18 protein-coding genes are annotated in these 21610 nt (G+C 62.8%); 7 read left to right on the plus strand and 11 right to left on the minus strand.

What is annotated here, in order from left to right; genetic code table 11:
- A partial coding sequence (locus M0D69_RS24825; RefSeq protein WP_301784517.1) for a hypothetical protein occupies nucleotides 1–184 on the minus strand: 184 nt, incomplete at its 3' end.
- 34 nt (nucleotides 185–218) lie between these two features.
- Here M0D69_RS24825 and M0D69_RS24830 point away from each other — a divergent pair.
- From M0D69_RS24830 to M0D69_RS24845, 4 genes are all read left to right on the plus strand, one after another.
- Nucleotides 219–731: a DUF6622 family protein gene (locus M0D69_RS24830; protein ID WP_301784518.1), complete on the plus strand. Its 513-nt coding sequence runs from the start codon at nucleotides 219–221 to the stop codon at nucleotides 729–731.
- A gap of 62 nt (nucleotides 732–793) precedes the next feature.
- Nucleotides 794–1678, plus strand: coding sequence for a sterol desaturase family protein (locus tag M0D69_RS24835; protein ID WP_301784519.1), 885 nt, complete (start codon nucleotides 794–796; stop codon nucleotides 1676–1678).
- A 64-nt stretch (nucleotides 1679–1742) separates the two neighbouring features.
- A complete protein-coding gene (locus tag M0D69_RS24840) occupies nucleotides 1743–2846 on the plus strand; it encodes a sensor histidine kinase (protein WP_301784520.1) in 1104 nt (367 codons plus the stop codon).
- Between the two features lie 101 nt (nucleotides 2847–2947).
- Nucleotides 2948–3769, plus strand: a complete 822-nt coding sequence (locus tag M0D69_RS24845) for a LytTR family DNA-binding domain-containing protein (RefSeq protein ID WP_301784521.1) — start codon at nucleotides 2948–2950, stop codon at nucleotides 3767–3769.
- Nucleotides 3770–3865: 96 nt separating this feature from the next.
- Here M0D69_RS24845 and serC read toward each other — a convergent pair whose 3' ends face one another.
- The 3 genes from serC to M0D69_RS24860 form a co-directional block, all read right to left on the minus strand.
- On the minus strand, nucleotides 3866–4957 hold the full coding sequence (serC, locus tag M0D69_RS24850; protein WP_301784522.1) for a 3-phosphoserine/phosphohydroxythreonine transaminase: 1092 nt from the start codon (nucleotides 4955–4957) through the stop codon (nucleotides 3866–3868).
- Nucleotides 4957–6303, minus strand: coding sequence for a hypothetical protein (locus tag M0D69_RS24855; protein ID WP_301784523.1), 1347 nt, complete (start codon nucleotides 6301–6303; stop codon nucleotides 4957–4959). The genes serC and M0D69_RS24855 overlap by 1 nt, the downstream gene beginning before the upstream one ends.
- Nucleotides 6304–6435: 132 nt before the next feature.
- On the minus strand, nucleotides 6436–8244 hold the full coding sequence (locus M0D69_RS24860) for a DUF3857 and transglutaminase domain-containing protein (protein WP_301784580.1): 1809 nt from the start codon (nucleotides 8242–8244) through the stop codon (nucleotides 6436–6438).
- Between the two features lie 267 nt (nucleotides 8245–8511).
- On the opposite strand from M0D69_RS24860, the gene M0D69_RS24865 reads away from it, so the two are divergent.
- Together M0D69_RS24865 and M0D69_RS24870 are read left to right on the plus strand one after the other, a co-directional pair.
- A complete protein-coding gene (locus tag M0D69_RS24865; RefSeq protein WP_301784524.1) occupies nucleotides 8512–10020 on the plus strand; it encodes an ATPase domain-containing protein in 1509 nt (502 codons plus the stop codon).
- A gap of 2 nt (nucleotides 10021–10022) precedes the next feature.
- A complete protein-coding gene (locus M0D69_RS24870; RefSeq protein WP_301784525.1) occupies nucleotides 10023–12080 on the plus strand; it encodes a PAS domain-containing hybrid sensor histidine kinase/response regulator in 2058 nt (685 codons plus the stop codon).
- Nucleotides 12081–12093: 13 nt separating this feature from the next.
- Here M0D69_RS24870 and M0D69_RS24875 read toward each other — a convergent pair whose 3' ends face one another.
- Both M0D69_RS24875 and mdtD read right to left on the minus strand, forming a co-directional pair.
- Nucleotides 12094–13368, minus strand: a complete 1275-nt coding sequence (locus M0D69_RS24875; protein ID WP_301784526.1) for an EAL domain-containing protein — start codon at nucleotides 13366–13368, stop codon at nucleotides 12094–12096.
- A 272-nt stretch (nucleotides 13369–13640) separates the two neighbouring features.
- Nucleotides 13641–15089 (minus strand): multidrug transporter subunit MdtD, encoded by a 1449-nt coding sequence (gene mdtD / locus M0D69_RS24880; protein WP_301784527.1) that lies wholly within the window; start codon nucleotides 15087–15089, stop codon nucleotides 13641–13643.
- Between the two features lie 176 nt (nucleotides 15090–15265).
- On the opposite strand from mdtD, the gene M0D69_RS24885 reads away from it, so the two are divergent.
- Entirely contained in the window at nucleotides 15266–16648 is a 1383-nt protein-coding gene (locus M0D69_RS24885; RefSeq protein ID WP_301784528.1) for a CoA transferase, read from the plus strand.
- Between the two features lie 13 nt (nucleotides 16649–16661).
- On the opposite strand, the gene M0D69_RS24890 is transcribed toward M0D69_RS24885, so the two are convergent.
- The 5 genes from M0D69_RS24890 to M0D69_RS24910 all read right to left on the minus strand — a co-directional run bounded on the left by M0D69_RS24890 (nucleotide 16662) and on the right by M0D69_RS24910 (nucleotide 21565).
- Nucleotides 16662–17408, minus strand: coding sequence for a GntR family transcriptional regulator (locus M0D69_RS24890; protein ID WP_047845087.1), 747 nt, complete (start codon nucleotides 17406–17408; stop codon nucleotides 16662–16664).
- A 139-nt stretch (nucleotides 17409–17547) separates the two neighbouring features.
- Nucleotides 17548–18129 (minus strand): DinB family protein, encoded by a 582-nt coding sequence (locus M0D69_RS24895; RefSeq protein WP_301784529.1) that lies wholly within the window; start codon nucleotides 18127–18129, stop codon nucleotides 17548–17550.
- A 180-nt stretch (nucleotides 18130–18309) separates the two neighbouring features.
- A complete protein-coding gene (locus tag M0D69_RS24900) occupies nucleotides 18310–19524 on the minus strand; it encodes an MFS transporter (protein WP_301784530.1) in 1215 nt (404 codons plus the stop codon).
- Nucleotides 19525–19717: 193 nt separating this feature from the next.
- Entirely contained in the window at nucleotides 19718–20704 is a 987-nt protein-coding gene (locus M0D69_RS24905) for a LysR family transcriptional regulator (RefSeq protein WP_301784531.1), read from the minus strand.
- Nucleotides 20705–20914: 210 nt separating this feature from the next.
- Nucleotides 20915–21565, minus strand: coding sequence for a 2-hydroxychromene-2-carboxylate isomerase (locus M0D69_RS24910; protein WP_301784532.1), 651 nt, complete (start codon nucleotides 21563–21565; stop codon nucleotides 20915–20917).
- Between the last annotated feature and the right edge of the window lie 45 nt (nucleotides 21566–21610).

Raw genomic sequence — 21610 nt, forward strand, 5'->3', positions numbered from 1 at the left:
ACCCATGCTGCGGCCGGACGTGGCCGTCTTGCAGAAGGAATCCCGGTCCTTTAGGGCCGCGAGGACGTCGAGCTGTCTGCACACCGACCACTCGCGCCGCACCAAGCGCGTTTCGCGGCGCAATGTGTCGTCCCGTCGCAAACCGCTCGCGACGCGTGAGGCTGACGCCGACCATGAGCATCATCGAAATCTCCTCCCTACGGATAAGGACGATCATCATGCTCATTGGCATTGTTCAGCACACACCGCACTGGGTCTGGTGGCTGCTCGCAGCCTTGGTTTCCCTCGGCGTCTCGCAAACGCAACCACGGCAAAGGACGCTGCGCGCCGCCACGGCGATGCCCATCGGGATGGCTGCACTCTCCTTTTATGGCGTCGTGTCCATCTTCACCCAGGAGTCCATCGCGCTGGTCGCGTGGGCAGCGGCGATGCTCGCGGCGCTTGCGATATTCCATGCTGTCGGCATTGGCAGCAAGGCCCGCTGGCTTGCCGCCGAGCAGCGTCTGCTCGTGCCCGGAAGCTGGCTTCCGCTCGTGCTGATCCTTGGCCTGTTCATCATCAAATTCGGCGCCAACGTCATGCTGGCGATGCATCCCGATCTGAGAGTCGACGGGCTGTTCGCGGTATCGGTGAGTTTTGCGTATGGCGCTTTCAGCGGCATCTTCCTCGCACGCGGCCTCGCGATGTGGCGCGTCGCCCGCCAAGCCGAGCCGTCCAGCATGGCTTATTGAGCGGCTTAAGCGCACGATATTCCCTACGCCAGCTTCTTCGCACAATCCACGAACATGCGACCATGATCTCGCTCGACAAATTCATGCTGTTCATTGCGCCGCCCGCGGTGGCGGCGTTTGCGCTGATCGAGGCAGCAGTTCTGTCGCGTCGTCAGCGCTACGACTGGAAGGCTTTTGGTGTCTCGGTGATCGACATGATTGCGCGTATCGCGATCGGCATTGGATTCCCGCTCTCCATCGCCACGCCGTTTCTGCAGCTTGCACACCACTATCGCCTGATGACCCTCCAGCCCTCCGGCTGGATCGCGTTGCTCGTGTTGTTCGTGGGGCAGGAGTTTTGTTACTACTGGTATCACCGGGCAGCGCACGAGATGCGCTGGTTTTGGGTCAATCACGCGGTGCATCACTCGCCGAACGAGCTGAATCTCTCGGCCGCGTTTCGCATTGGTGTGTTCGGCAAGCTCACCGGCACTATGCTGTTCTTCGTGCCCATGGTCTGGCTCGGCTTCGATCCGGGTATTGTGTACGCCGTCCTGTCGCTGAATCTCCTGTATCAGTTCTGGCTTCATGCGACCTGGATTCCGCGCCTCGGCTGGCTCGAAGGGATTCTCAACACGCCGTCGTCGCACCGCGTGCATCATGCTGCGAATATCGAGTATCTGGATGCGAATTACGGCGGTGTGCTGATCATCTTCGACCGGCTCTTTGGCACCTATGTCAGGGAGTGCGGCGATCTGCCTTGCCGCTACGGCCTCGTGCATCCGATCACCAGCTACAACCCGCTACGCGTAGAATCCGCGCAATGGGTCGATCTGCTGCGTGATCTGGCGGGCGCACGCAGCGTGTCCGCGATCCTCGGATACCTGTTCAAGCCTCCCGGCTGGGCGCCACACGGCGAAGGCAATACGACCGCCGACTTGCGCGCGCGGACGCGGGCCGCCGAATAAGCAGCCGAACAACCGGACGGCTCCAGCCGCGCCAGAATCACTGCATACCACCCACGTCGACTGCATGCGTCACGCTCATGACATCCTGAACCGGCTATGGCTCGAACTGCGGATATTTGTCCCGGTATCGGCGGCGAGCACCTTGTTCTACTACGCGATGTATCGCGATTCGTTCGCGAGCAACCTGATCTATTCGCTTTGCAGCACGCTGTTCATCCAGGGTTTGATCGAGGTGGGCCGCTATGGCCTCGCCTACCGGATTCGCAAGCGTTCCCCCGATAACTTCGACGCGCAGCGCAACTGGCCCGGCTGGGGGCTGATGGCCCCCTGGATCGTTGTGTCGGGCGTAGTGGGTTACGCCGCCGGGCACATGCTCGGCGATGCGCTGACGGGGGTGCCGCGCGCACCGGCCACGCTGACTGACAACCCCCGGGCGATATTGCTGAGCATGACCGGTGTGTTCGTATTGTCGCTGGGCATCACGTATTTCTTTTATGCCCGAGGCCGCATGGCTGCGATGGAAACGCGCACCGAGGCCGCGCTGCGAAGCGCCGCGGAGAGTCAGCTCAAGCTGCTGGAGTCGCAGCTCGAACCGCACATGCTGTTCAACACGCTGGCCAATCTGCGGGTGCTGATCGCGCAAGACCCGCCGCGTGCCCAGGCCATGCTCGACCGGCTGATTGCGTTTCTGCGCGCAACGCTTGACGCCTCTCGCTCGGGATTGGGATCACATTCGCTGTCGGCGGAGTTTGCGCGTATCGGCGATTATCTCGAGTTGATGCAGACCCGGATGGGAAACCGCTTGAGCCGGCGGCTCGATTTGCCCGACGACCTTGGCGGGTTGTCCGTGCCGCCGCTGCTGCTGCAACCCCTGGTCGAAAATGCCATCAAGCATGGACTCGAACCCACGGTTGCCGGCGGCTGGATCAGGGTGAGTGCGCAGCGTGAAGGCGGCACGCTCGTGCTCAGCGTGCGCGATACGGGGGCGGGGATTGGCGGTGGCGGTGCGGGTCTTGGTGGTTTGCCGCCCGGTGGCAGCCGCTTTGGCATCCAGCAGGTTCGTGAACGGCTTGCTGCGCTGTACGGTAAAACCGCGTCGCTTGAACTCATTGCCGCAAGCGACGACGAGGGCGGTACCCTCGCTATCGTGCGCCTTCCTGTATCTTGATTCCGTCCGCTGAGTTGATTCCGTCCGCTGAGTTAATTGCGACCGCTGAGTTAATTGCGACCGCTGAGTTAATTGCGACCGCCGAACATTCTGTGCCGATCATGAAAGCCACCGTACTGATTGCCGAAGACGAAGCTTTGCTGGCCGCGGACCTGCAGGCCCAGTTGACCCGGTTATGGCCAGAGCTGCATTGCGTCGCGAGTGTGGCCGATGGTGAGACCGCAGTCGAGCAAGCCCTGGCACTGCAACCCGACGTGCTTTTCCTCGACATTCGCATGCCCGGCATGACGGGCCTCGAGGTCGCGCAGGCGCTGGCCGAAGACTGGCCGGAGCTTGCCAAACCGTTCCCGTTGCTGGTGTTTGTGACCGCCTACGATCAATACGCACTGCACGCATTCGAGCACGCGGCGGTCGACTATGTGCTGAAACCCGTGCAGCCCGACCGGCTTGAAAAAACCTGCGCGCGTCTGCAAGCCGCGTTACGGCAGAGGGCGCAATCGCAGGCGGCGGAGCCATCGTGGGAAGCTGCCATTCATACGTTGCGCGAGCTCTTGCATGTCGATGCCGCAAGGCCGCAAGGCAGACCGCCGGTCGCAAGCCCGCTGCGGATGATCCAGGCGAGTGTCGGCAATACGATAACCATGGTGCCCATAGCGGACGTGCTGTACTTCGAGGCCGCCGACAAATACGTGCGGCTGGTCACGGTCGAGCGCGAGCACCTGATCAGGATCTCGCTGCGTGAACTGCAACTGCAGCTTGATCCGGAGTGTTTCTGGCAGGTTCATCGCAGCACGATCGTACGTTGCGATGCCATTGCCAGCGCGTTGCGCGACGACACCGGCAAACTCACGCTGGCGTTGCGCGGCCACCCCGACAAGCTGAGCGTGAGCCGCCTCTACGCCGACCGGTTCAGGGGCCTTTAGCCGAGCGGGCCCTCGCTGTCTTTCCCGAGGGGCTGTTCGCCGCCGCATGATGAGGGCGAACGCCGTGAGCAACCCGCGCAATCCAACCTGCGCCGCTTAACCCCGCAGCCGACGAAACTCCCCCAGCCAGTCCGACAACACCGCCACCGCTTCGGGCGTTACCGCGTTGTATAGCGAAGCCCGCAGACCACCAATCGATCGATGTCCTTCCAGGCCATGCAAGCCTTCGCGACGGGCGTCATCGATGAACTGTGCTTCCATGGCTGGATCGGGCAGACGGAAGGCGACGTTCATGGTCGAGCGGCAAGCGCGCTCGCCATGCACGCGATAGAAATCCGGCTCGGCATCCAGCGCGCGATACAGCCGTTCCGATTTGGCCCGGTTGATCGCCGCCATGTTTTCGACGCCGCCTATTTCATCGCGCAGCCAGCGTGTCACCAGCATCAATACATAGATGGCGAACACCGGCGGCGTGTTGTAAAGCGAACGCGATCGAATGTGCGTCCGATAATCAAGCAGGGTCGGCAACGCATGCGTCGCCCGTTGAGCGAATTCATCGCGCAGGATTACCACGGTGACACCGGCCGGCCCGAGGTTCTTCTGCGCGTGCGCATAGATCATCGCGTAACGGTTGATGTCGAGCGGAGCCGCCAGCAGATTGGATGACATGTCGCAGACCAGCGGCACCTCATGCAGTCCCGGAATGTCCGTAAATTCCAGCCCTTCGACCGTCTCGTTGGACACGTAATGCAGGTAGGCCGCATCTGGCGCGAGGTGCAGTTCATTCGGCGCAGGCAAATGGCGATACCCCTCGGCGCTGCCATCCCACACCACACTCGTTATCCCTTCATGCCGCGCTTCGACCGGCGCCTTGGCGCTCCAGTAACCCGACACAATGTATTCGGCATGCTTGCCGCTGGCGCGCAGGAAGTTCATCGGCAGCATGGAGAACTGCAGGCTGCTGCCGCCTTGCATGAACAGCACGTGGTAGTTGCCGGGAATATCGAGCAGAACACGCAGGTTGCGCTCGGCTTCGTCGAGTACGCCGCGAAACCAGTCCGATCGATGGCTCATTCCCAGCACCGACAGACCCGTCTCGGGCAACGCATCGATGGCAAGGCTCGTTTCTCGCAGCACCGACGCCGGTAACGCACCCGGTCCGCCCGAGAAGTTCATGGTCTTGCTCATCAGCCCGCCGTCCGGTGCGCCAGCATGCGCTCGAACGCATCGACGATATGTTGCACATGTTGATTCTTATGAGCCAGCACGCCGTTACCGCGCTCGTAATGCACCAGCATGGTCGCGTTCGCTTCGAACACGAAGACCTGACCGTCAGGCAGAAGGGTGAAGTCGATTCCACCGTAGTCCAGATCAAGCCGTCGGCCGATAGTCGTAACGGCATTCATCGCACGCTCGCCGAGCGCGGTGCGTGGGTCTTGCAGGAAGCGCAACTCCTCGTCGAGTTTCCATGCGTGGCTTTCCATATCGGCGGAAAAATAATGCGCGATCCAGTGCGGCGAGATCACCAGATGATAGGGAAACGGCTCACGGTCCACATAGATCACGCGGTACTTGCGGTAGAAACCATCGGCTGAACGGCAATCGCGAAACGCCGTCAGGTACTGCGCGCCTTCTTGCGTCGATAACCGGCTTTCGAGCGTATCCATGTTGTCGCATAGAACCAGGCCGTCGCCACCGTGGGCGGCGACGGGCCGGGCCAACAGCGGAAATGTGACGGCGTTATCGGTAAGTAGCGCGTGAAGCGAGGCAGGCGGCGCTTCGTACCGCACGCACGGCGCGGTCGACACATCGTCGAGGCCGTCAAGCAGGACGGGCAGCAGATGCCGCGAAGTCCTGGCAATGGCGGCGGACGAGTTGAGCAAAGGCCGCGAGCAGCGCGACTCGAAACGCGCGAGCCTCGCCCCAAGCGGCGCTGCAATATCCGGATCGCCGATCGCGTTGAAGACGACATCGAAGGCGGGAAGCTGCGTGTCTTCGTCGTCAGTGGCGTAGTCGATCGCATACTTGATACGGCGGTTTCTCGTGCCTGGCAACAAGGCCTCGAAGGGCACGTTGCCCGTGCTTCGGGCCGCGCACAAGATTAAGACAGAGCGCGTCCAGCCCGCTGTTTCCTCAACAAAAACCCGCTGGATCCGATACGCGCGTTCGCGATAAACATCGGCGAGTGCTGCGCGTCCTTCGCTCGCATGGATCGCGGCCAGGTTCTGGCATGCAACGGCAACGTCCGGATCGAGCGTCAGCACGAGCTCGTACCAGCGTGCGGCGGCCTCGTGATCGCCCTTCATGAAATAACCGGTGGCGACGTCGCACAAGCCAGCGACGCGGGCGTCCGGTGAGCCCGAGGCGTACGCGTCGAGCGTGTGGGCGGCGATCAGATGGGCCAGCGCGCCGAGTTCATCGCCGGCGTTGCGGCTGGCATCGGCGAGCGTGCGATGAACCGATGGATCCGGTGAGGCGCTCGCCTCCACTCGATCATTCAGCGCAGCGGGGTTGTTGCCGGATTCTCGAGTCATGGGCTGGCCGTGCGCATCGGGGCGCTCCGTCAATGCGAATTCGCAGCTTAGCGGCCGCGCCCGACATTCCGGTTACAGCCGGGGGATGTAGACGTTACGAAAACTTACGCGCTGTGGATTAAACGGAGCCCGTCACGGCTCCATCGCCTTGACGACGATCTGTGCCTGCGCGTCCCGTTCGATGCGCTTCAACACCGGCTGCATGACGGCAAAGTCCGCGGGCGAACATACCTGCTTGCCGAAGGTTGCCTTCAGGTGGCGCTCTGCCTGAAGCAGGTTCGTGGCGGGATCGAAGACATAACGCGATGAATAATCGAAAAACGCATTCGTGAAGCTCGCGTCGGCCGGCACATCGGTCACTCGAATCGTTTTTGGCAACGCGATTTGCGCGACTTCATCGAAAGTGCCGCTGGTGCACATGAACGGTTGGGTCCGCACGCGTTCAGACAGCAGGTTTTCAACCTGTGAAGCGATCCCGCCGGACAAGCTCGTGAGCGCGGGCAGGGCGGTCGTGCCCGTTGGCCAGACGACATCGTCCAGGGTTCCGGTGATCGTGGTGCTCAGGGGGCCGCTGGTAGCGTCCAGATCGCTGGCGGTGAGCGTCGCGATACCGCGCAGGCCTGTTGCCCGAAGGCGGTTATCGGCGATCTGCTTGCGGCGCTCTGCGGTTGCGTGCTGCAGATTCGCACGCTCGGGGCCGACGCTCCACCCGCCGTCTTCCACTTGATCGGCGAAAGCGGCCGAGCCATCGGGCGCAACATCGATCTGCAAGCGCGACGCCCGCGACCGCGGTTCGGTGGCGGGCGTTCGTGCAAGCGTGCCGTCGCCGACGAGCAGCGTCGGACGATCCATGTCCGCGAGCGGCAGATAGCCGAACTCGATACTCAATGCCGTCGAGTCGGCATACATGCCCAGGCCCGGCAGCCACGTGATGACGTGATTGATCGCACTGCCGCCATAGCCGGGCACCGATGGCAGCGTGTAGACCGCTCCAAGGCCGATCAACGCCGGCTCGTTCTCGATGCCGAGCGCCGCAAGCAGCGCCCCGTAGAGCGCGACATAGTCCTTGCAGTCGCCGTAGCGGTTGGCGAGGATATCTGTCGCCCGGTGGGGAATCGCGGGACTCTGGCCGAGGAACAGCGACACATAGCGGATGTTGTGCCGGACCCAGTCGTACAGCGTGGCCGCTTTCGCGCGTGCATCGGTCTCGTCGCGCGTGAGCGACTGCGCGAGGGTGCGCACGGCCGGATCATTTGCGCTTGGATCGACGGTTCCGTCCCGATAGCTCGCGGCAAAGCTGCGGTAGTCCGGAAACGTCGACACCATCAGCCGGTCGCCGTACTGCGCATAACCCACCGCGCCAGCTTCCACACGATCGTAATGGGTACGGCTGTAGTCGAATTCGTAGCGCGTGCGGCCGTCTTGCGTCACCGGCGACACGGCCACATAACCGCGTGCATCGGCGTAGAGCGGTTTGTCGGCGGGCAAGTCGAAGATCAGCCGCTGGTTTTCCACCGGGCCACGGCTGGGCTCGACAAAATAATCGAACTGCCCGGCGATAACCGGCTTCGACTGAGTCTTGTGAAACCGCAGATGCACGATCGATCCCACGCCCACGCCCGGAAACACCACCGCTTTCAGGCGTGAGTCCGAGAAGGTGGGCGCACCGGCCGAACGCGGCTCCTGGATCTCGCGAATCTGATCGGGCGCGACGATGTGCTTGATGCCATCGGGGCCGAGCGAGTAGGCATCGATTATGTCGATGATTGAGGTGGATTTATCGAACCAGATATAACGCTGCGCAATGTCGCCGACACCTGCGGGCGTGTTCGCGCGCAAGGTCGTTTCATCGTCCTCCGTCTGCGAGCCGTCTTCCGCCACCACGAAGGTATGGACATCGCTCACGAGCGTTGATGGCTGCGCGGTTTCGATGTTGTCCATGGCAAATGCAGGCGATCCGATCCACGCCAGCAGCGCAGCGAGCAGCAAACAACGTTTTACATCCAGCGATCTCGAACTCATGGAAAGCGGTTTTTACCTGCTGGGTCAACGGCCTATCGTATCGCACGGACGCCGGTCGCAGCGGCTTGCGCCGCACAGGCCTGCTCTTTGCTTTTGCCTAACAATACGACGGCGGTTCGGGAATCAGAGCTGACCTTAGCCGCGCTTTCCGCGAGATCGCTACGCCTATTGAATGCTATTACTACCATGAGCACTAAACGCCAACCATCCCTTCCCGCACCGCGCATGTCCACGGGTGTTACCGGGCTCGACAACATCCTCGGCGGCGGCCTGACGCCCAATCGCGTGTACCTCATCGAAGGTTCGCCGGGGGCTGGAAAAACAACTCTTGCCCTGCAATTTTTACTGAAAGGCGCGGAGCTGGGCGAAGCGGGTTTGTACATCACCTTGTCGGAAACGCGCTCCGAACTGCTTGCGGTCGCCGACTCCCACGGCTGGGATGTCGATGCGTTGTCCATCATCGAGTTGCTCTCCGACGAAGGGCTGGACCCCGAGTACGAGCAGTCCATCCTGCACCCGGCGGAAGTGGAGCTTGGCGAGACAGTCGAAAACGTGATGCGCCAGGTCGAGACGCTCAGGCCCGTGCGCATCGTACTGGACAGCTTGTCCGAACTGCGGTTGCTATCGCAGAACCCGTTGCGTTACCGGCGCCAGATCCTTGCGCTGAAGCGCTATTTCGCTACACGCGAATGCACGGTGTACCTGCTCGATGACAACACCTCCGACCCCGGCGACTTGCAGCTTCACAGCATCGCGCATGGCGTGATCAGCCTCGACCAGCTGGTCCACGATTACGGCGGCGCGCGCCGGCGCGTGCGCGTGGCAAAAATGCGCGGCATCAAGTTTCGCGAAGGATTCCACGATTTCACGCTGGAGACGGGCGGTATCGATGTCTATCCGCGCCTGGTTGCCGCCGAACATCACGCGACGTTTTCAAGCGAGCCGGTGTCGACCGGAGCGCATGGCCTTGACGCCATGCTCGGCGGAGGCCTGATTCCCGGCACGAACGCGCTGTTGATCGGACCGTCCGGCGTCGGCAAGACCACGACAGTGGTGTGTTGCCTGATAGCGGCGCTCAAGCGTGGTGAGCGCTGCGTCTACTATCTCTTCGATGAAACGATGGGCACGCTGATGATGCGTTCGAAGTCGCTCGGCATGGATCTCTCGATCTATCTCGACAACGGTTTGCTGACCTTGCACCAGATCGATCCCGCCGAAATGTCGCCCGGCCAGTTTACGAGCGATGTGCGTCAGGCAGTGGAAGACGAAGGCGCGACCTATGTGGCTATCGACAGCCTGAACGCTTATCTCCAGGCCATGCCGGGCGAGCGTTACCTGCTGTTGCAAATGCATGAACTACTCGGATATCTCAACCAGCGCGGCATCGTGACGATGCTCGTACTCGGGCAGCACGGCATTGTGGGTGAGGTGGAGACGGACATCGACATCAGCTATCTCAGCGACGTGATGATCCTGTTCCGCTACTTCGAACATCAGGGCGAAGTGCTCACGGCGCTCGCGGCGGTCAAGAGCCGCGGCAGCGCGCACGAGCGCACTATCCGCCAGTTCCGGCTGGCGCAGGGCGGGCTGGAAGTAAGCGAAGCGCTGCGTGACTTCGACGGTGTTCTCGCCGGCTTGCCGGCGTATCGCGGCGGCTCGACCATGCTGGGAACCCTCGACGCAAGGGATGGTTAAACGTGGAGAACCGCGTCCTGATCCTCGCCCCGCGCGGCCGCGACGCGGACGTGGTCGGTGAAGTGCTGAGCAAGGACGGGCGCAACTGTCTCGCCTGCCTCAACGCCGCGATGCTGAACGCCGAGTTGCGCGGCGGCGCGGGCACGGCGCTGATCGCGGAAGAAGCGCTCTTAGACGACGATATGCCGCAGCTCTTCCAGTGGCTCGAGCAGCAGCCGACATGGTCCGATTTTCCGCTGATCCTGCTCGCGACAAAACGCACTGAACGACGCCCGAAACACGCGCTCGATCTGCTCGAGCGGCTGGGTAATGTCGTCGTGCTGGAGCGGCCGCTGAATGCCGAGACGTTGCGGCGCGCGGCGTCGTCGGCATTGCGCGCGAGGTTGCGGCAGTACGAGGCGCGGCGCCAGCTTGCCGAGCGCGTGGAAGCGCAGGAGCGGCTGCATCTGGCGCTTGCGGCGGGCCGCCTGGGATCGTGGGAGCTAGATGTCGAGACCCGTGAGCTGCGCTCCACCGAGGCGTTTCGCAAGATCTATGGGCACAAGGGGTCGACGCTGGATTATGCGCAGATCGAGCAGCTGGTGCATCCCGATGACCGCGAGCTGCGCCAGCAGACGCTGGAGCGTTGCATCGATAACAACACGAACCTGACGATCGAATATCGCGTGATCTGGCCGGACGGCACGACCCGCTGGGTGGAGTCGCGCGGCCACCCGATGCGCGCATCCGGCAGCGTTGCCGGGACAACGACCACGCGCATCATCGGCGTGTCGCTGGATGTCACCGATCGTCATGAAGTCAACGAGAAGATCCTCGCGAGCCAGCTGGTGGTCGAGCGGTTGAACGACACGCTGGAAAGCCGCATCGCCGAACGGACGCAGGAACTGGCGTCGGCGAACGACCGGCTGATGAAGGAGATCCACGAGCGCGCAAAAGTCCAGGCTGTGCTCGTGCAGGCGCAAAAGATGGAAGCGCTCGGGCAACTGACCGGCGGTATCGCGCATGACTTTAACAATCTGCTGAACGTGATCATGGGCAATGCCGAGCTGATCACGCGCGTGAGCAGCGATGAACGCGTGCAAACCATGGCCCAGACCGTCAAGCGGGCAACCGAACGCGGCGCGAAGCTCACGGGTCAGTTACTAACGTTTTCACGCAGCAGCAATCTGGACCTGAAGGCCATCGACGTTATTTCGATGCTGCATGGCATGCGCGACATGCTGACGTTATCGCTGGGAACGGGCATTCATTTCGGCACCCGCTTCGACGTGCAGGAAGCGTGGACCGACGCCGATGCCAATCAGCTCGAACTGGCCGTGCTGAACCTTGCCATTAACGCTCGCGACGCGATGCCCGAGGGCGGTCTGCTCTCCATTCGCGTGAGCCAGCGTACTGCACCGGACGAAGCCGTGCCGTCGGGCCAGTACGTGGTGATCGGCGTGAGCGATACGGGCACGGGCATCGCGCCGGAGTTGCTGTCGCGGGTCTTCGATCCGTTCTTTACGACCAAGCCGGTCGGCAAGGGCACGGGTCTTGGCTTGAGCCAGGTCTACGGCATTGTGCGCCAGGCCGGCGGCACGGCGCGGATTCACAGCGAACCGGGCAAGGGCACGACCGTCGAGTTGTGGCTGCCGTTACGCGAACGCGTGGCGCCCGAGGCGAAGGTTGTGGAGCCGGGCGAAGAGCGCTCGGACGGGCACCAGCGCATTCTTGTGATCGAAGACGACGTGGACGTGCGGACCTTTCTCGTCGATTGCCTGAAGATGCTGGGTTATACCGTCACCGAAGCGTCGCACGGCCGCGCCGGGGTGGAGCGGCTGGACGCCGACAATCCCGACTTGCTGATGGTCGACTTCGCGATGCCCGGCATGAACGGGCTGGAGGTCATTGCCGAAGTGAAACGCACGCACCCGCGACTGCCTGTGATTCTCGCTACGGGATACGCGGAGGTGGATGTATCGAAGGACCGCGTGGACGGATACGCGGTCCTCAGGAAGCCGTTTCAGATCGGCGATCTCGCGCGCACCGTGAAGGCTGCCTTGATGCGCTCGCATGCTTGAAGCAGTGCGGCTCTCAGCGCCGTTGCGAGGTCACGTCCCAGTTGATGTCGACGCATAGCACTTGCAGGCCGCGCGGCGTGTGCGCGGCTATCGACGCCGTCACGCACAAGTGCGCCTCGTTGATCGACAGATACGGCGCGGTCAGATGCACGCGGTCCGGCGTGCGCAACGCTTCGATGAAATATGGCCGCCGTTCCCAGCTCGCGCCTTCCGAATGCAACAGCGGACGGAAACGCTTGGCGCGCTGCGATGCACGCACGACGGGCAACACGTTGTCGCCGATCTGCCGGCCGGATGCATCGAGCAGAAAGCAGCGCGCCGTTTCGTGAAGCTGCAACAGCGTGCGGGTGGCATCGGCGAGCGTCTCGCCTTCGATCAGACGCGCCGCTGCCGTTTCCAGTGCGCCGACATAGGGCGCGAGCCGTGCCGACTGCGTGCGTTCACGCGCGGCCACACGTTCGCGCGATGCCGCGGACAGCGCGTCCAGCACGCCTTGCGCGGCTTGCGGTTTCACGGCTTCCACGCTCGGCCCCGCGAAATACGCGCCCTGCACGAAATCGACGTTGCATTCGAGCGCGATCAGCGCGTCGCGCTCCGTGCTCAGGCCGCCCATCAATACCAGCTGACCGGACTCGTGCAGCAGCGAAACGAGCCCCGGCAACACCCGTTCGATATGCGAATGTTCGCTCGCCTGTTGCAGGATGCAGCGATCGAGCGTCACGATATCCGGGCGCAGATGCCACACACGGTCGATGTTCGAATGCTTCACGCCAAAGCCGTCCAGCGCGATGAGAAAGCCCGACTTGCGCAATGAATCGATGATTTCGGCAAAGCGCGTTGTCTCGCCGCCGGCTTGCTCGGGCACTTCGAGCACCACGCGCTGCGGCGGCAGACCGATATTTTTCAGCGATGCCAGCAGGGCGTCGCCGTAGCTTGTGTCCATCAATGCGGCTGGATGGAGGCTGAGGAACAGCCATTCGTCGTCGCTATCGAAGGAGAAGAAGTTGCCCAGATGCAGCGATTCAGCCAGCCGGCCGAGTTCGAGCAGATCGCCGCGCCGCGCTGCCTGCGTGAAGACTTCATGCGATGGAACCTGGCGGCCAGAATCGTCGCGCGCGCGCAGCGAGGCGTGATAACCAATTGCGCGACGGTGAGACACCGAGAACACCGGCTGGAACACGCTGAACACCGTGTATTCGCCATACAGGACAGTGCGCCGCGAGCCGTCATCGCCCGCGACGGGACGGGGGGGCTGAAAGCGGGGAGGGTCGAGATCAACCATGCTCATGGTCATATTGGCAGGCGTTCGAACGCGGCTCGAGTGGGAGTAAACATCGGGAAAGAACTAGTTTACAGGATAGGGCCACTCCGGGAGGAGCAAGAAATATGCGCATTTGTCAGTATTTCGAGATATTCCCGCCGGAACCGCGCCCGACTGGGGCGGGGCTGCGGGCCCGGCTTTCATCGTCACGAAGCCGCAGCGCCACGTGCACTTCCGTAGTGCAGCGCGCACGGCGTTGAGACTCGTCACGGGCTGACGTGGACGTTAATGGCGAACCTTCAATGCGCTTCCGACGGATCGGTTTTCGTGCTCTTCACGGCTCGAATCTCAGGCGCGAGTTGCGCGAAGATCCACGCTGATGCAGCCGTAATGATGCCGACACAGAGGAAAGTCGCGTGAAAGGCGGGCAGCGAATTCGTCTCGGTGACACGAGGCAGGATGCCGGTGAAAGTCGCGAGTACCGCGCCGGCGATCGTGACGCCCAGACTCATCGAGAGCATCTGCACGAGCGAGAACAAGCTGTTGCCGCTGCTGGCGCCGCCGGTTCCGAGGTCTTTCAGCGTGAGCGTGTTCATGGCGGTGAACTGGATGGAGTTGACGCCGCCGAAGAATGCCAGTTGCACGAGCCGCAGCCAGAGGGGCTGATCGGCGCTGGTCAGCGAGAAACTTGCCATCGTGAGCCCGACAAGCACGGTGTTGACCATCAGTACCCTTCGATACCCGCGCTTCATGATCAGGCTCGTCACGATGCGCTTCGACACCATCCCCGCGGCGGCCACGGGCAGCATCATGAGACCGGCTTCAAACGCCGAATAACCGAGACTGATCTGCAGCAGCAGCGGCAGCAGATACGGCATCGCGCCGCTGCCGATGCGCGCGAACAGGTTCCCGAGCAAGCCGACGCTGAACGTATGAATCTTGAAGAGATCGAGCGAAAAGATGGGTTGGGGCACGCGCACGGCGTGCAGCCCGTAGGCGACGAAACACCCGAAGCTCAGCACGAGCAACACCAGCACGATGGCGTGTTGAAGGCCGAGATCGGCGAGGCCGTCCAGTGAGATGGTGAGCGCGACCATGCCGACCGCGAGCAGCAGATAACCGGCGAGATCGAAGGGAGCGGTAGCGGGGTTGCGGCTATCGGTCATGAAAAGCCGCGTGGCAATACACCCGATCACTCCCACCGGCACGTTGATCAAAAAGATCCAGTGCCACGAGGCGATCTGCACGATCCAGCCGCCAAGCGTCGGTCCGATAAGCGGCCCGATCAGCCCCGGAATGGCGACAAACGACATGGCGCTGAGATAACGCTCGGCGGGCACCACGCGCAGCAACGAGAGGCGCCCGACAGGCAGCAGCATGGCGCCCCCCACGCCTTGCACCACGCGATAAATCACGAGCTGCATGAGCGAGTGGGCATTCGCGCAAAGCAACGAGCCGATGGTGAAGATCAGGATCGCGCTGAAGAAGACATGGCGCGTGCCGAGTTTGTCGGCGAGCCATCCGGAGAACGGGATGACCGTTGCCATGGTCAGCGAATACGCGATCACAACGCCTTGCATGCGCAGCGGCGCTTCGCCGAGGCTTCGGGCCATGGCGGGCAGGGCGGTGTTGACGATGGTCGAATCGAGCGTCTGCATGAAGAAGCCGGTGGCGACAAGCCACAGCATGATCGTGAGCGCTTGCGGGGAGGGAGTGGGTGTAACGTTTGAGCGGATTGTGTCGGGCATGAAGGTCGCCGGCGGGAGGAGTGGGGTGATTTTACGTGGATGTGCCGGCGGCTTGCGCGTCGATATTGGCGGCGGAAACTGATCGCAGCGGCGGCGGTCCATACAATCGGTGGTGAACCTGCGGATAACGATTGATTCAAGCAGAGCCCGAACAAGCATCGAGAAGGAGCATCGCCGTGAAACCTGTCGAAGAACTTTGGCGCCTGGCGCAAGGAAGCCCTGAGGCGCTTAATCACCTCACGATGACCGGTGATGAACGGCAACTGCCGTCGGTATATCGGGTGAGTGCGTTAGCGGTGGCGAGCGTGGGGGCGTCGGCGCTGGCGGCGGCCGAGTGTTTCAGGCATCGCACCGGCCGGATGCAGCAAGTCGATCTCGACACCCGGCGCGCCACGATCGCATTTCGCAGCGAGCGCTATTTGCGCATCGATGCCGACAAGGCGCCCGAGCTGCGCGATCCGCTGATGGGTTTCTACGAGACCCGCGACGGCCGGTGGATCCAGCTTCATACGAACTTCAAGCATCATCGCGATGGCGTGATCAAGCTGCTTGGCTGCGCGAACGATCACGCCGGCGTCACCCAGGCCATCCGCAGCTGGAACGGCGCAACGCTCGACGAGGCGCTCGCCGATGCCGGCCTGTGCGCTGCGCTGATCCGCACGCCGCAGCAATGGGCGCTCTTGCCTCAGGCCCAGGCAATCGCGGAAACGCCGCTGCTGGAAATCGTAAAACTCGACGATGCCCCGCTGGAACCGATCGGCCAAGGCGACACGCCGCGGCCTTTGTCAAACGTGCGCGTGCTCGAGCTGAGCCGCATCATCGCCGGTCCGGTGGCCGGGCGCACGCTTGCCCAGCACGGCGCCGATGTCCTCTTGATCAACGGCGCGCACCTGCCGAACATTCCGCCGCTGGTCATCGACAACGGCCGCGGCAAACGCTCGGCCACGCTCGATCTTCGCGAGGAAAACGGCCGCGACTCACTGCGCGCGCTGTTAAAAGACGCCGATGTATTCCTGCAGGGCTATCGCCCCGGCGCACTGGCAGCGCGCGGATTCGGCCCCGAAGAAGTGGCACGCCTGAGCCCGGGTATCGTGTATGTGTCGATATCGGCCTATGGCCACAAAGGTCCCTGGTCGCAGCGGCGGGGCTTCGACAGCCTGGTGCAATCGGCGAGTGGTATCGCGTGGACCGAGGCGCAGGCGGCGGGAACCAAGCAACCGCGCCACTTACCTTGCCAGGCACTCGACCACGCCACGGGTTACCTCGCCGCATTCGGCGCGATGATCGCGTTGCAACGCCGCGCCACAGAAGGCGGAAGCTGGCATGTGCGCGTCGCGCTGGCGCGCACGGGGCACTGGCTGCAATCGATGGGTCTGATCGAGGACGGTCAGCAAGTGCGCGATCCGCAACTCGACGATGTGCGCGACATGCTGCAAACCATCGACTCGCCGTTCGGTTCGCTGACCTGCACGCAGCCGCCTGAGCAGATGTCGCTTACGCCGCCGTTCTGGGGCTCGCCGCCGGTGCCTATCGGGGCGGATCAGCCGGTGTGGCGGTGACTTCTTGCCCGATTCACTTGCGCAATTCCGCCACGAAATCGTAGTAGTCGTTGCGGCAATAGGTATCGGTGAGTTCGATCGGGCGCTGGTCGGCCGTATAACCCACACGCGTGATCAGCAGCAGCGCGTCGTGCGGCGCGATGCCCATTTGCGCCGCGATCTCATCGCTCGCGTTCACTGCGCGGAAATGCTGCAGGGCTCGCACGATGGACAGATTGCGCTGTTCCAGGAAGCTATAAAGCGAATCACCGACCGCTTGCGGGTCCGGAATCAGCGCTGCCGGAAAGGTCGAGTTCTCAACGGCCATCACGATGCCATCGGCCGTGCGCAGGCGCCGCAAGCGTGTCACGGCAGCCGCGGGCGACAACCCGAGTTGAATCACTTCATCGCGATTCGCGGGCTCGATCACGCGGGAGAGCCACTTCGATCCGGGGGTAAAACCGCGTCGACGCAGCATTTCGCTGAAGCTCGACAGCCGCGAGAGCGGATCTTCATAGCGTGGTGTGATGAATGAACCGGCGCCTTGTGTGCGGCGAATGAGCCCTTGTTCGACGAGCAACGCGATTGCTTTGCGCGACGTGATCCGCGATACCCCGAGCGCCTCCGACAACACCCGTTCCGAGGGCAGCGCTTCGCCTGCGGCCCACCGGTTGTCGTGGATCGCGTTGCCGAGCTTGCGGGCGAGCTGAAGATAAAGCGGGGTGTCACTGTCCGGGTCCGGGCGCAAGTCGCGCCAGCGGTCTTCCGATGTGGAGTTCATAGAGCGCAGGAAGTTAGGACCAAGCGCCGATTCTAAGACAAGCAGCGCGACGACGGTTTGGATTCGTTCGCGACGACGGTTTGGATTCGTTCGCGGCGGGGTTTGGATTCGTTCGCGCAGGGATATGGCGGCGCGTTGTTCAGCCCCGGACAGCCGCTTCGCTCAGGCCCATTTCGGCGAGGTCTGCCGCGCGCAGTTCTGCATCGATATCACAGAAAAATTCGTCGAGCTGGGGCGGTGCGACCGGTGTTCCGGCAAGCATGGCATGCACTTGCCCACGATGATGGATCTGATGCTGGAACACATGTTCGAGCAGCCGCGTACGGGTTTCCTGCTGTTTTGCGCGCGCACGCAGAATAGTCACCTGGCGCGCGAGCGTGTCGTCGGTGAGCTGAGCGCAGTAATCGATGAGCCGCTGATCCGCGAGCCTTTGCTCGCGCTGCAGCTCGGCGCAGGTCTCGAAGGGTTCTTCCGGATCGAAGAAAGACATGATCTCGGGATGGGGCGGCTCGTTGCGCTGCTCGCGTTCGAGCGCATCGATATAAAACCAGTCGACGGTCAGATTGTGATTGAGCGTTGCTTTGATCGAAGGAAAGAAGCTCGTCCGATGTGCGGCGAAATCCGGCTGGCTCAGCAATGCGCAAGCCTTCAGCAAGCGATGATTCGACCACGCGCTGTTATAGGCCATGCTGAGAAAATGGCGGGAGAGCAGATTGGACATGGTCGACGGGCTTATGAACGGGACGATTTCAATCGCGGGACGCGATGCAAAATTATGGCATGGGCTGAGTGCCCGCTAACGCCTCGCCGTTCCTCGTCTCGTTTCTCATCTATCAGCGCGCACAAAGCAAAACGCCCGATGAATTCATCGGGCATTTTGCATCGACTTGGCGCAAAAGCCTCAAGCCGTAGCCGCACCACCCAGCCCGCGCCCGGTGCGCATGTACAGGGCGACAGTCAGCGCCACGCCCGCCGCCGAGGCGATCGCCGCGAACAGATACACCGAGCTGAATCCAAACTCGCCCGCGACATAGCCGGCGAGCGGCCCCGTCACGCCAAGCGACAAATCGAGGAACACCGAATACGCCGACAACGCCGCGCCGCGGCTGGCCGGCGGCACGAGCCCGACCGCTTCCACGCCAAGCGCCGGGAAGATCAGCGCAAAGCCAAACCCGGTCAGCGCCGCACCGGCGAGCGCAAACGCGGGATCGGCGGCAAGCCAGAGCATCAGCAAGCCCACGCACTCGAACGCAAACGACACAATCGCCACGCGAAAGCCGCCGAACACCTTGATGGTGTTCGCAAACAAGAGCCGCGAGCCGACGAACATCGTGCCGAACACGGTCAGCGAAAGCGCTGCGTCGGGCCAGTTATGCGCGGCATAGAAAAGCGTGATGAACGTGGCGATCGACCCAAATCCCGCCGATCCGAGCGCCAGGCCCATGCCGTGCGGCAGCACGCGAAAGAACACGCTGCGATAGGACATGCGCTCGCCATGCACAATCGGAACCGCCGCCATGCGCGTAGCGAGCCAGTACCCAAGGCCGCCGAGCGCAATCACGAACGCCCCGAGCGAGGCAAATCCCAGCGAGCGTTCCATCGCCACGCCAAGCGGTGCGCCGATCGCGAGCGCGCCATACGTGGCAATGCCATTCCACGAGATCACGCGGCCGCTGCTGCTGGGTCCGACCCGGCCGATACCCCAGGTGATCGCGCCGGTTCCGACCCAGCTTTCGCCGAAGCCGAGCACAAGACGGCCGACGATCAGCAGCCCAAGACTCACCGAATGCCATTGCGACGCGAGCGCCGCGCTAAGCAGCAGCACGCCGCTGATCGCGCAGGCGGTGAGGCCATACAGCACGGTCTGTTTCGGTCCGAGGCTGTCCGCGGTACGCCCGGCGAGCGGCCGCGAGACAAGTGTCGCGAAGTACTGGACGCTGATTGCGACGCCCGCCATCACCGATCCGTAGGCGAGATCCGTATGCACAAAACCAGGCAGCACCGCGAGCGGAATGCCGATGGTCAGGTAGCAAATGAACGTGAACGCGACGACCGCGACAATCCGCCCGGTGATGGCTAGATCGGCACGTCGGGACAACGGGGCTTCGGTGGACATTGGGGTTAGTGCGGGGTTGATATCTCGGAAGAAGCGTGATTCTCCCATAGGTTGAGGCCAGCTGCGGCCAGCCGGACACGTTTTCAGGACATGCAGAATAGCGCCGAGGCTTATCGGGGAAGGGTTGGCGGGATTTTGCAGTGCGGCGAAGAATATGTGGCTTGTCCGCGTCAGGTTGTCCGGCGAGAAGTTCTTACCGGTTTTTCTCGGCCGCTGGCTGCCCGGTCAATTCCCTGGAGACATCGGCCATCAGTGTTTGCAGCCACGCCAGATCGGTGGGGCGGCTGACGTCCGGCAAGGACATCAGGTAGCTCTCGATGGGCGGAAACTCGATCGGCGACTCCATCACGACGAGCGGCAGCAACTCGGCGTAATGCAGCGCGAAGCGCCGCGTGGCGGTGAAGATCAGGTCCGATTGCAGCAGCACTTGCGGCACGAGCCCGAAGTACGGAATGGTCGCGACAATACGCCGCCGGATGCCCGCGCCCGCCAGGCCGACATCGATGGGATGACGCTTCGCGCCGCTATACGTGGTGGGCGCGAGATGCGCGGCGAGCGCATAGCGTGCCGGCGTCAGCGGTTCGCGGGCAAGCGGATGGCCGCGGCGCATGAGGCACACGAAGCTGTCGACGAAGAGATCGCGGCGCGCAAAACGCGGCTCGGGATTCTCCCAGTTGCCGATGACCAGATCGAGATCGCCTTCATCGAGCGCGCGTTCGTGGTCGAGCGTCGGCGTCAGCGACTCGATCTCCAGCCGAGCGTTCGGCGCGGCGACGCGAAACGCGCGAATCAGCGTCGGCATGAAAAAGTCGTTCAGATAATCGGGTGCGGCGACCCGGAACGTGCGCCGCGACGTAGCGGGATCGAAGGCGCCGTGCGGCGTGGAGACGAATTCGACTTCGCGCAACGCTCGCTGCACGGCCGGCAGCAGCGACGCGCCGTACTCGGTGGGCACCATGCCTTGCTTGCCGCGCACGAGAATGGGGTCGCGCAGCAGCTCGCGCAGCCGCCGCAGCGCAGTGCTGATGGCGGGCTGGGTCTGGCCGAGGCGCAGCGCGGCTTGCGTGACGCTGCGCTCGGTGAGCAGCGTTTGCAGCACGCGGATCAGCCAGATGTCGAGAGAATCGGTGGCGGAGCCCGTGGAGTCGGCGGAATCGGCTGAATCGGCTGAATCGGTCATTGAGCGAGGCCTTCGGACGGGCCCTGGGCGTGGTGTTGCATAGCAATTCGCGGCGCGACGCAGATGCGTTGTGCACGCCGGATCGAAGATGCACTACGTTAAGCCCGGCCGCATCCGTGCGCCATAGCGTGTGGGCTATGCATGGGATAGGAGCCCGGCCGCCAGCCGGCGCGGGCGAGCACCCCGGTCACCCCGATCGCCCGGGCGGCTTTACATTTCCGACACGGTTCTCGGTAGGTTGCTGATTCGCTGCACTTCCTTGCCCTCCAGCCAGTTCGGCGAACGGGCGACGTACAACACCATCGGCAGCGTGTCTTCGCCCCAGAACAACTGCTCGTTCACCACGAAGGTCGGCACGCCGAACACGCCGAGTTCGATCGCACGCTCGACATTTGCCCGCAGCGTCGCCTTGACGTCTTCGCTTTCGATCATTTTCGCGCCGTCGGGCAGACCCACGTGCCGGCAGAGATCGTCAAAACCCTGTTCGCTCGACGGATCGCGGCCTTCCTTCCAGATGAACCGGAAAATCTCGCGGATACAGCCAATCTCCCCGCCCGCCGCCACGGCCAGACGCAGCGCCTTGCTGGAATCGAAGGGATGCGACGGCGGCATTTTGAACGGGATGCCCAGCTGTTCGGAGCGAAAGAGCGCGTATCGGTACAAAAACACGCGCTTTGACGGAATGTTGCCCGGTATCGGCTGGCCCCAGTGCTTCAGGAGCTTCAGATAGTCGATGGGCAGCACTTCGAACGGCATGTTCGGCCACTTATCATGCTGTTCGAGCAGCAGATACGAAAAGGGAGAATTGAAGTCGAAGAAAAAGTACGGCTGATGCGGATCGATGGAAGGCGAGGCGCTCATACGAATCTCCCTGGTGCGTTGCTCGTCGCGGCATCCGTAATTCGG

Origin of the sequence: Caballeronia sp. SEWSISQ10-4 2 (assembly GCF_030464885.1) — a bacterium.
Taxonomy (GTDB): domain Bacteria; phylum Pseudomonadota; class Gammaproteobacteria; order Burkholderiales; family Burkholderiaceae; genus Caballeronia.

Bases quoted from the DNA above. Each gene is read 5' to 3' on its own strand.
- serC (WP_301784522.1), bottom strand. From the start codon at position 4,957: ATGAGCAAGACCATGAACTTCTCGGGCGGACCGGGTGCGTTACCGGCG.
- M0D69_RS24865 (WP_301784524.1), top strand. From the start codon at position 8,512: ATGAGCACTAAACGCCAACCATCCCTTCCCGCACCGCGCATGTCCACG.
- M0D69_RS24845 (WP_301784521.1), top strand. From the start codon at position 2,948: ATGAAAGCCACCGTACTGATTGCCGAAGACGAAGCTTTGCTGGCCGCG.
- M0D69_RS24900 (WP_301784530.1), bottom strand. From the start codon at position 19,524: ATGTCCACCGAAGCCCCGTTGTCCCGACGTGCCGATCTAGCCATCACC.
- mdtD (WP_301784527.1), bottom strand. From the start codon at position 15,089: ATGCCCGACACAATCCGCTCAAACGTTACACCCACTCCCTCCCCGCAA.
- M0D69_RS24855 (WP_301784523.1), bottom strand. From the start codon at position 6,303: ATGACTCGAGAATCCGGCAACAACCCCGCTGCGCTGAATGATCGAGTG.
- M0D69_RS24895 (WP_301784529.1), bottom strand. From the start codon at position 18,129: ATGTCCAATCTGCTCTCCCGCCATTTTCTCAGCATGGCCTATAACAGC.
- M0D69_RS24860 (WP_301784580.1), bottom strand. From the start codon at position 8,244: ATGGACAACATCGAAACCGCGCAGCCATCAACGCTCGTGAGCGATGTC.
- M0D69_RS24840 (WP_301784520.1), top strand. From the start codon at position 1,743: ATGCGTCACGCTCATGACATCCTGAACCGGCTATGGCTCGAACTGCGG.
- M0D69_RS24890 (WP_047845087.1), bottom strand. From the start codon at position 17,408: ATGAACTCCACATCGGAAGACCGCTGGCGCGACTTGCGCCCGGACCCG.
- M0D69_RS24875 (WP_301784526.1), bottom strand. From the start codon at position 13,368: ATGAGCATGGTTGATCTCGACCCTCCCCGCTTTCAGCCCCCCCGTCCC.
- M0D69_RS24905 (WP_301784531.1), bottom strand. From the start codon at position 20,704: ATGACCGATTCAGCCGATTCAGCCGATTCCGCCGACTCCACGGGCTCC.
- M0D69_RS24835 (WP_301784519.1), top strand. From the start codon at position 794: ATGATCTCGCTCGACAAATTCATGCTGTTCATTGCGCCGCCCGCGGTG.
- M0D69_RS24910 (WP_301784532.1), bottom strand. From the start codon at position 21,565: ATGAGCGCCTCGCCTTCCATCGATCCGCATCAGCCGTACTTTTTCTTC.
- M0D69_RS24830 (WP_301784518.1), top strand. From the start codon at position 219: ATGCTCATTGGCATTGTTCAGCACACACCGCACTGGGTCTGGTGGCTG.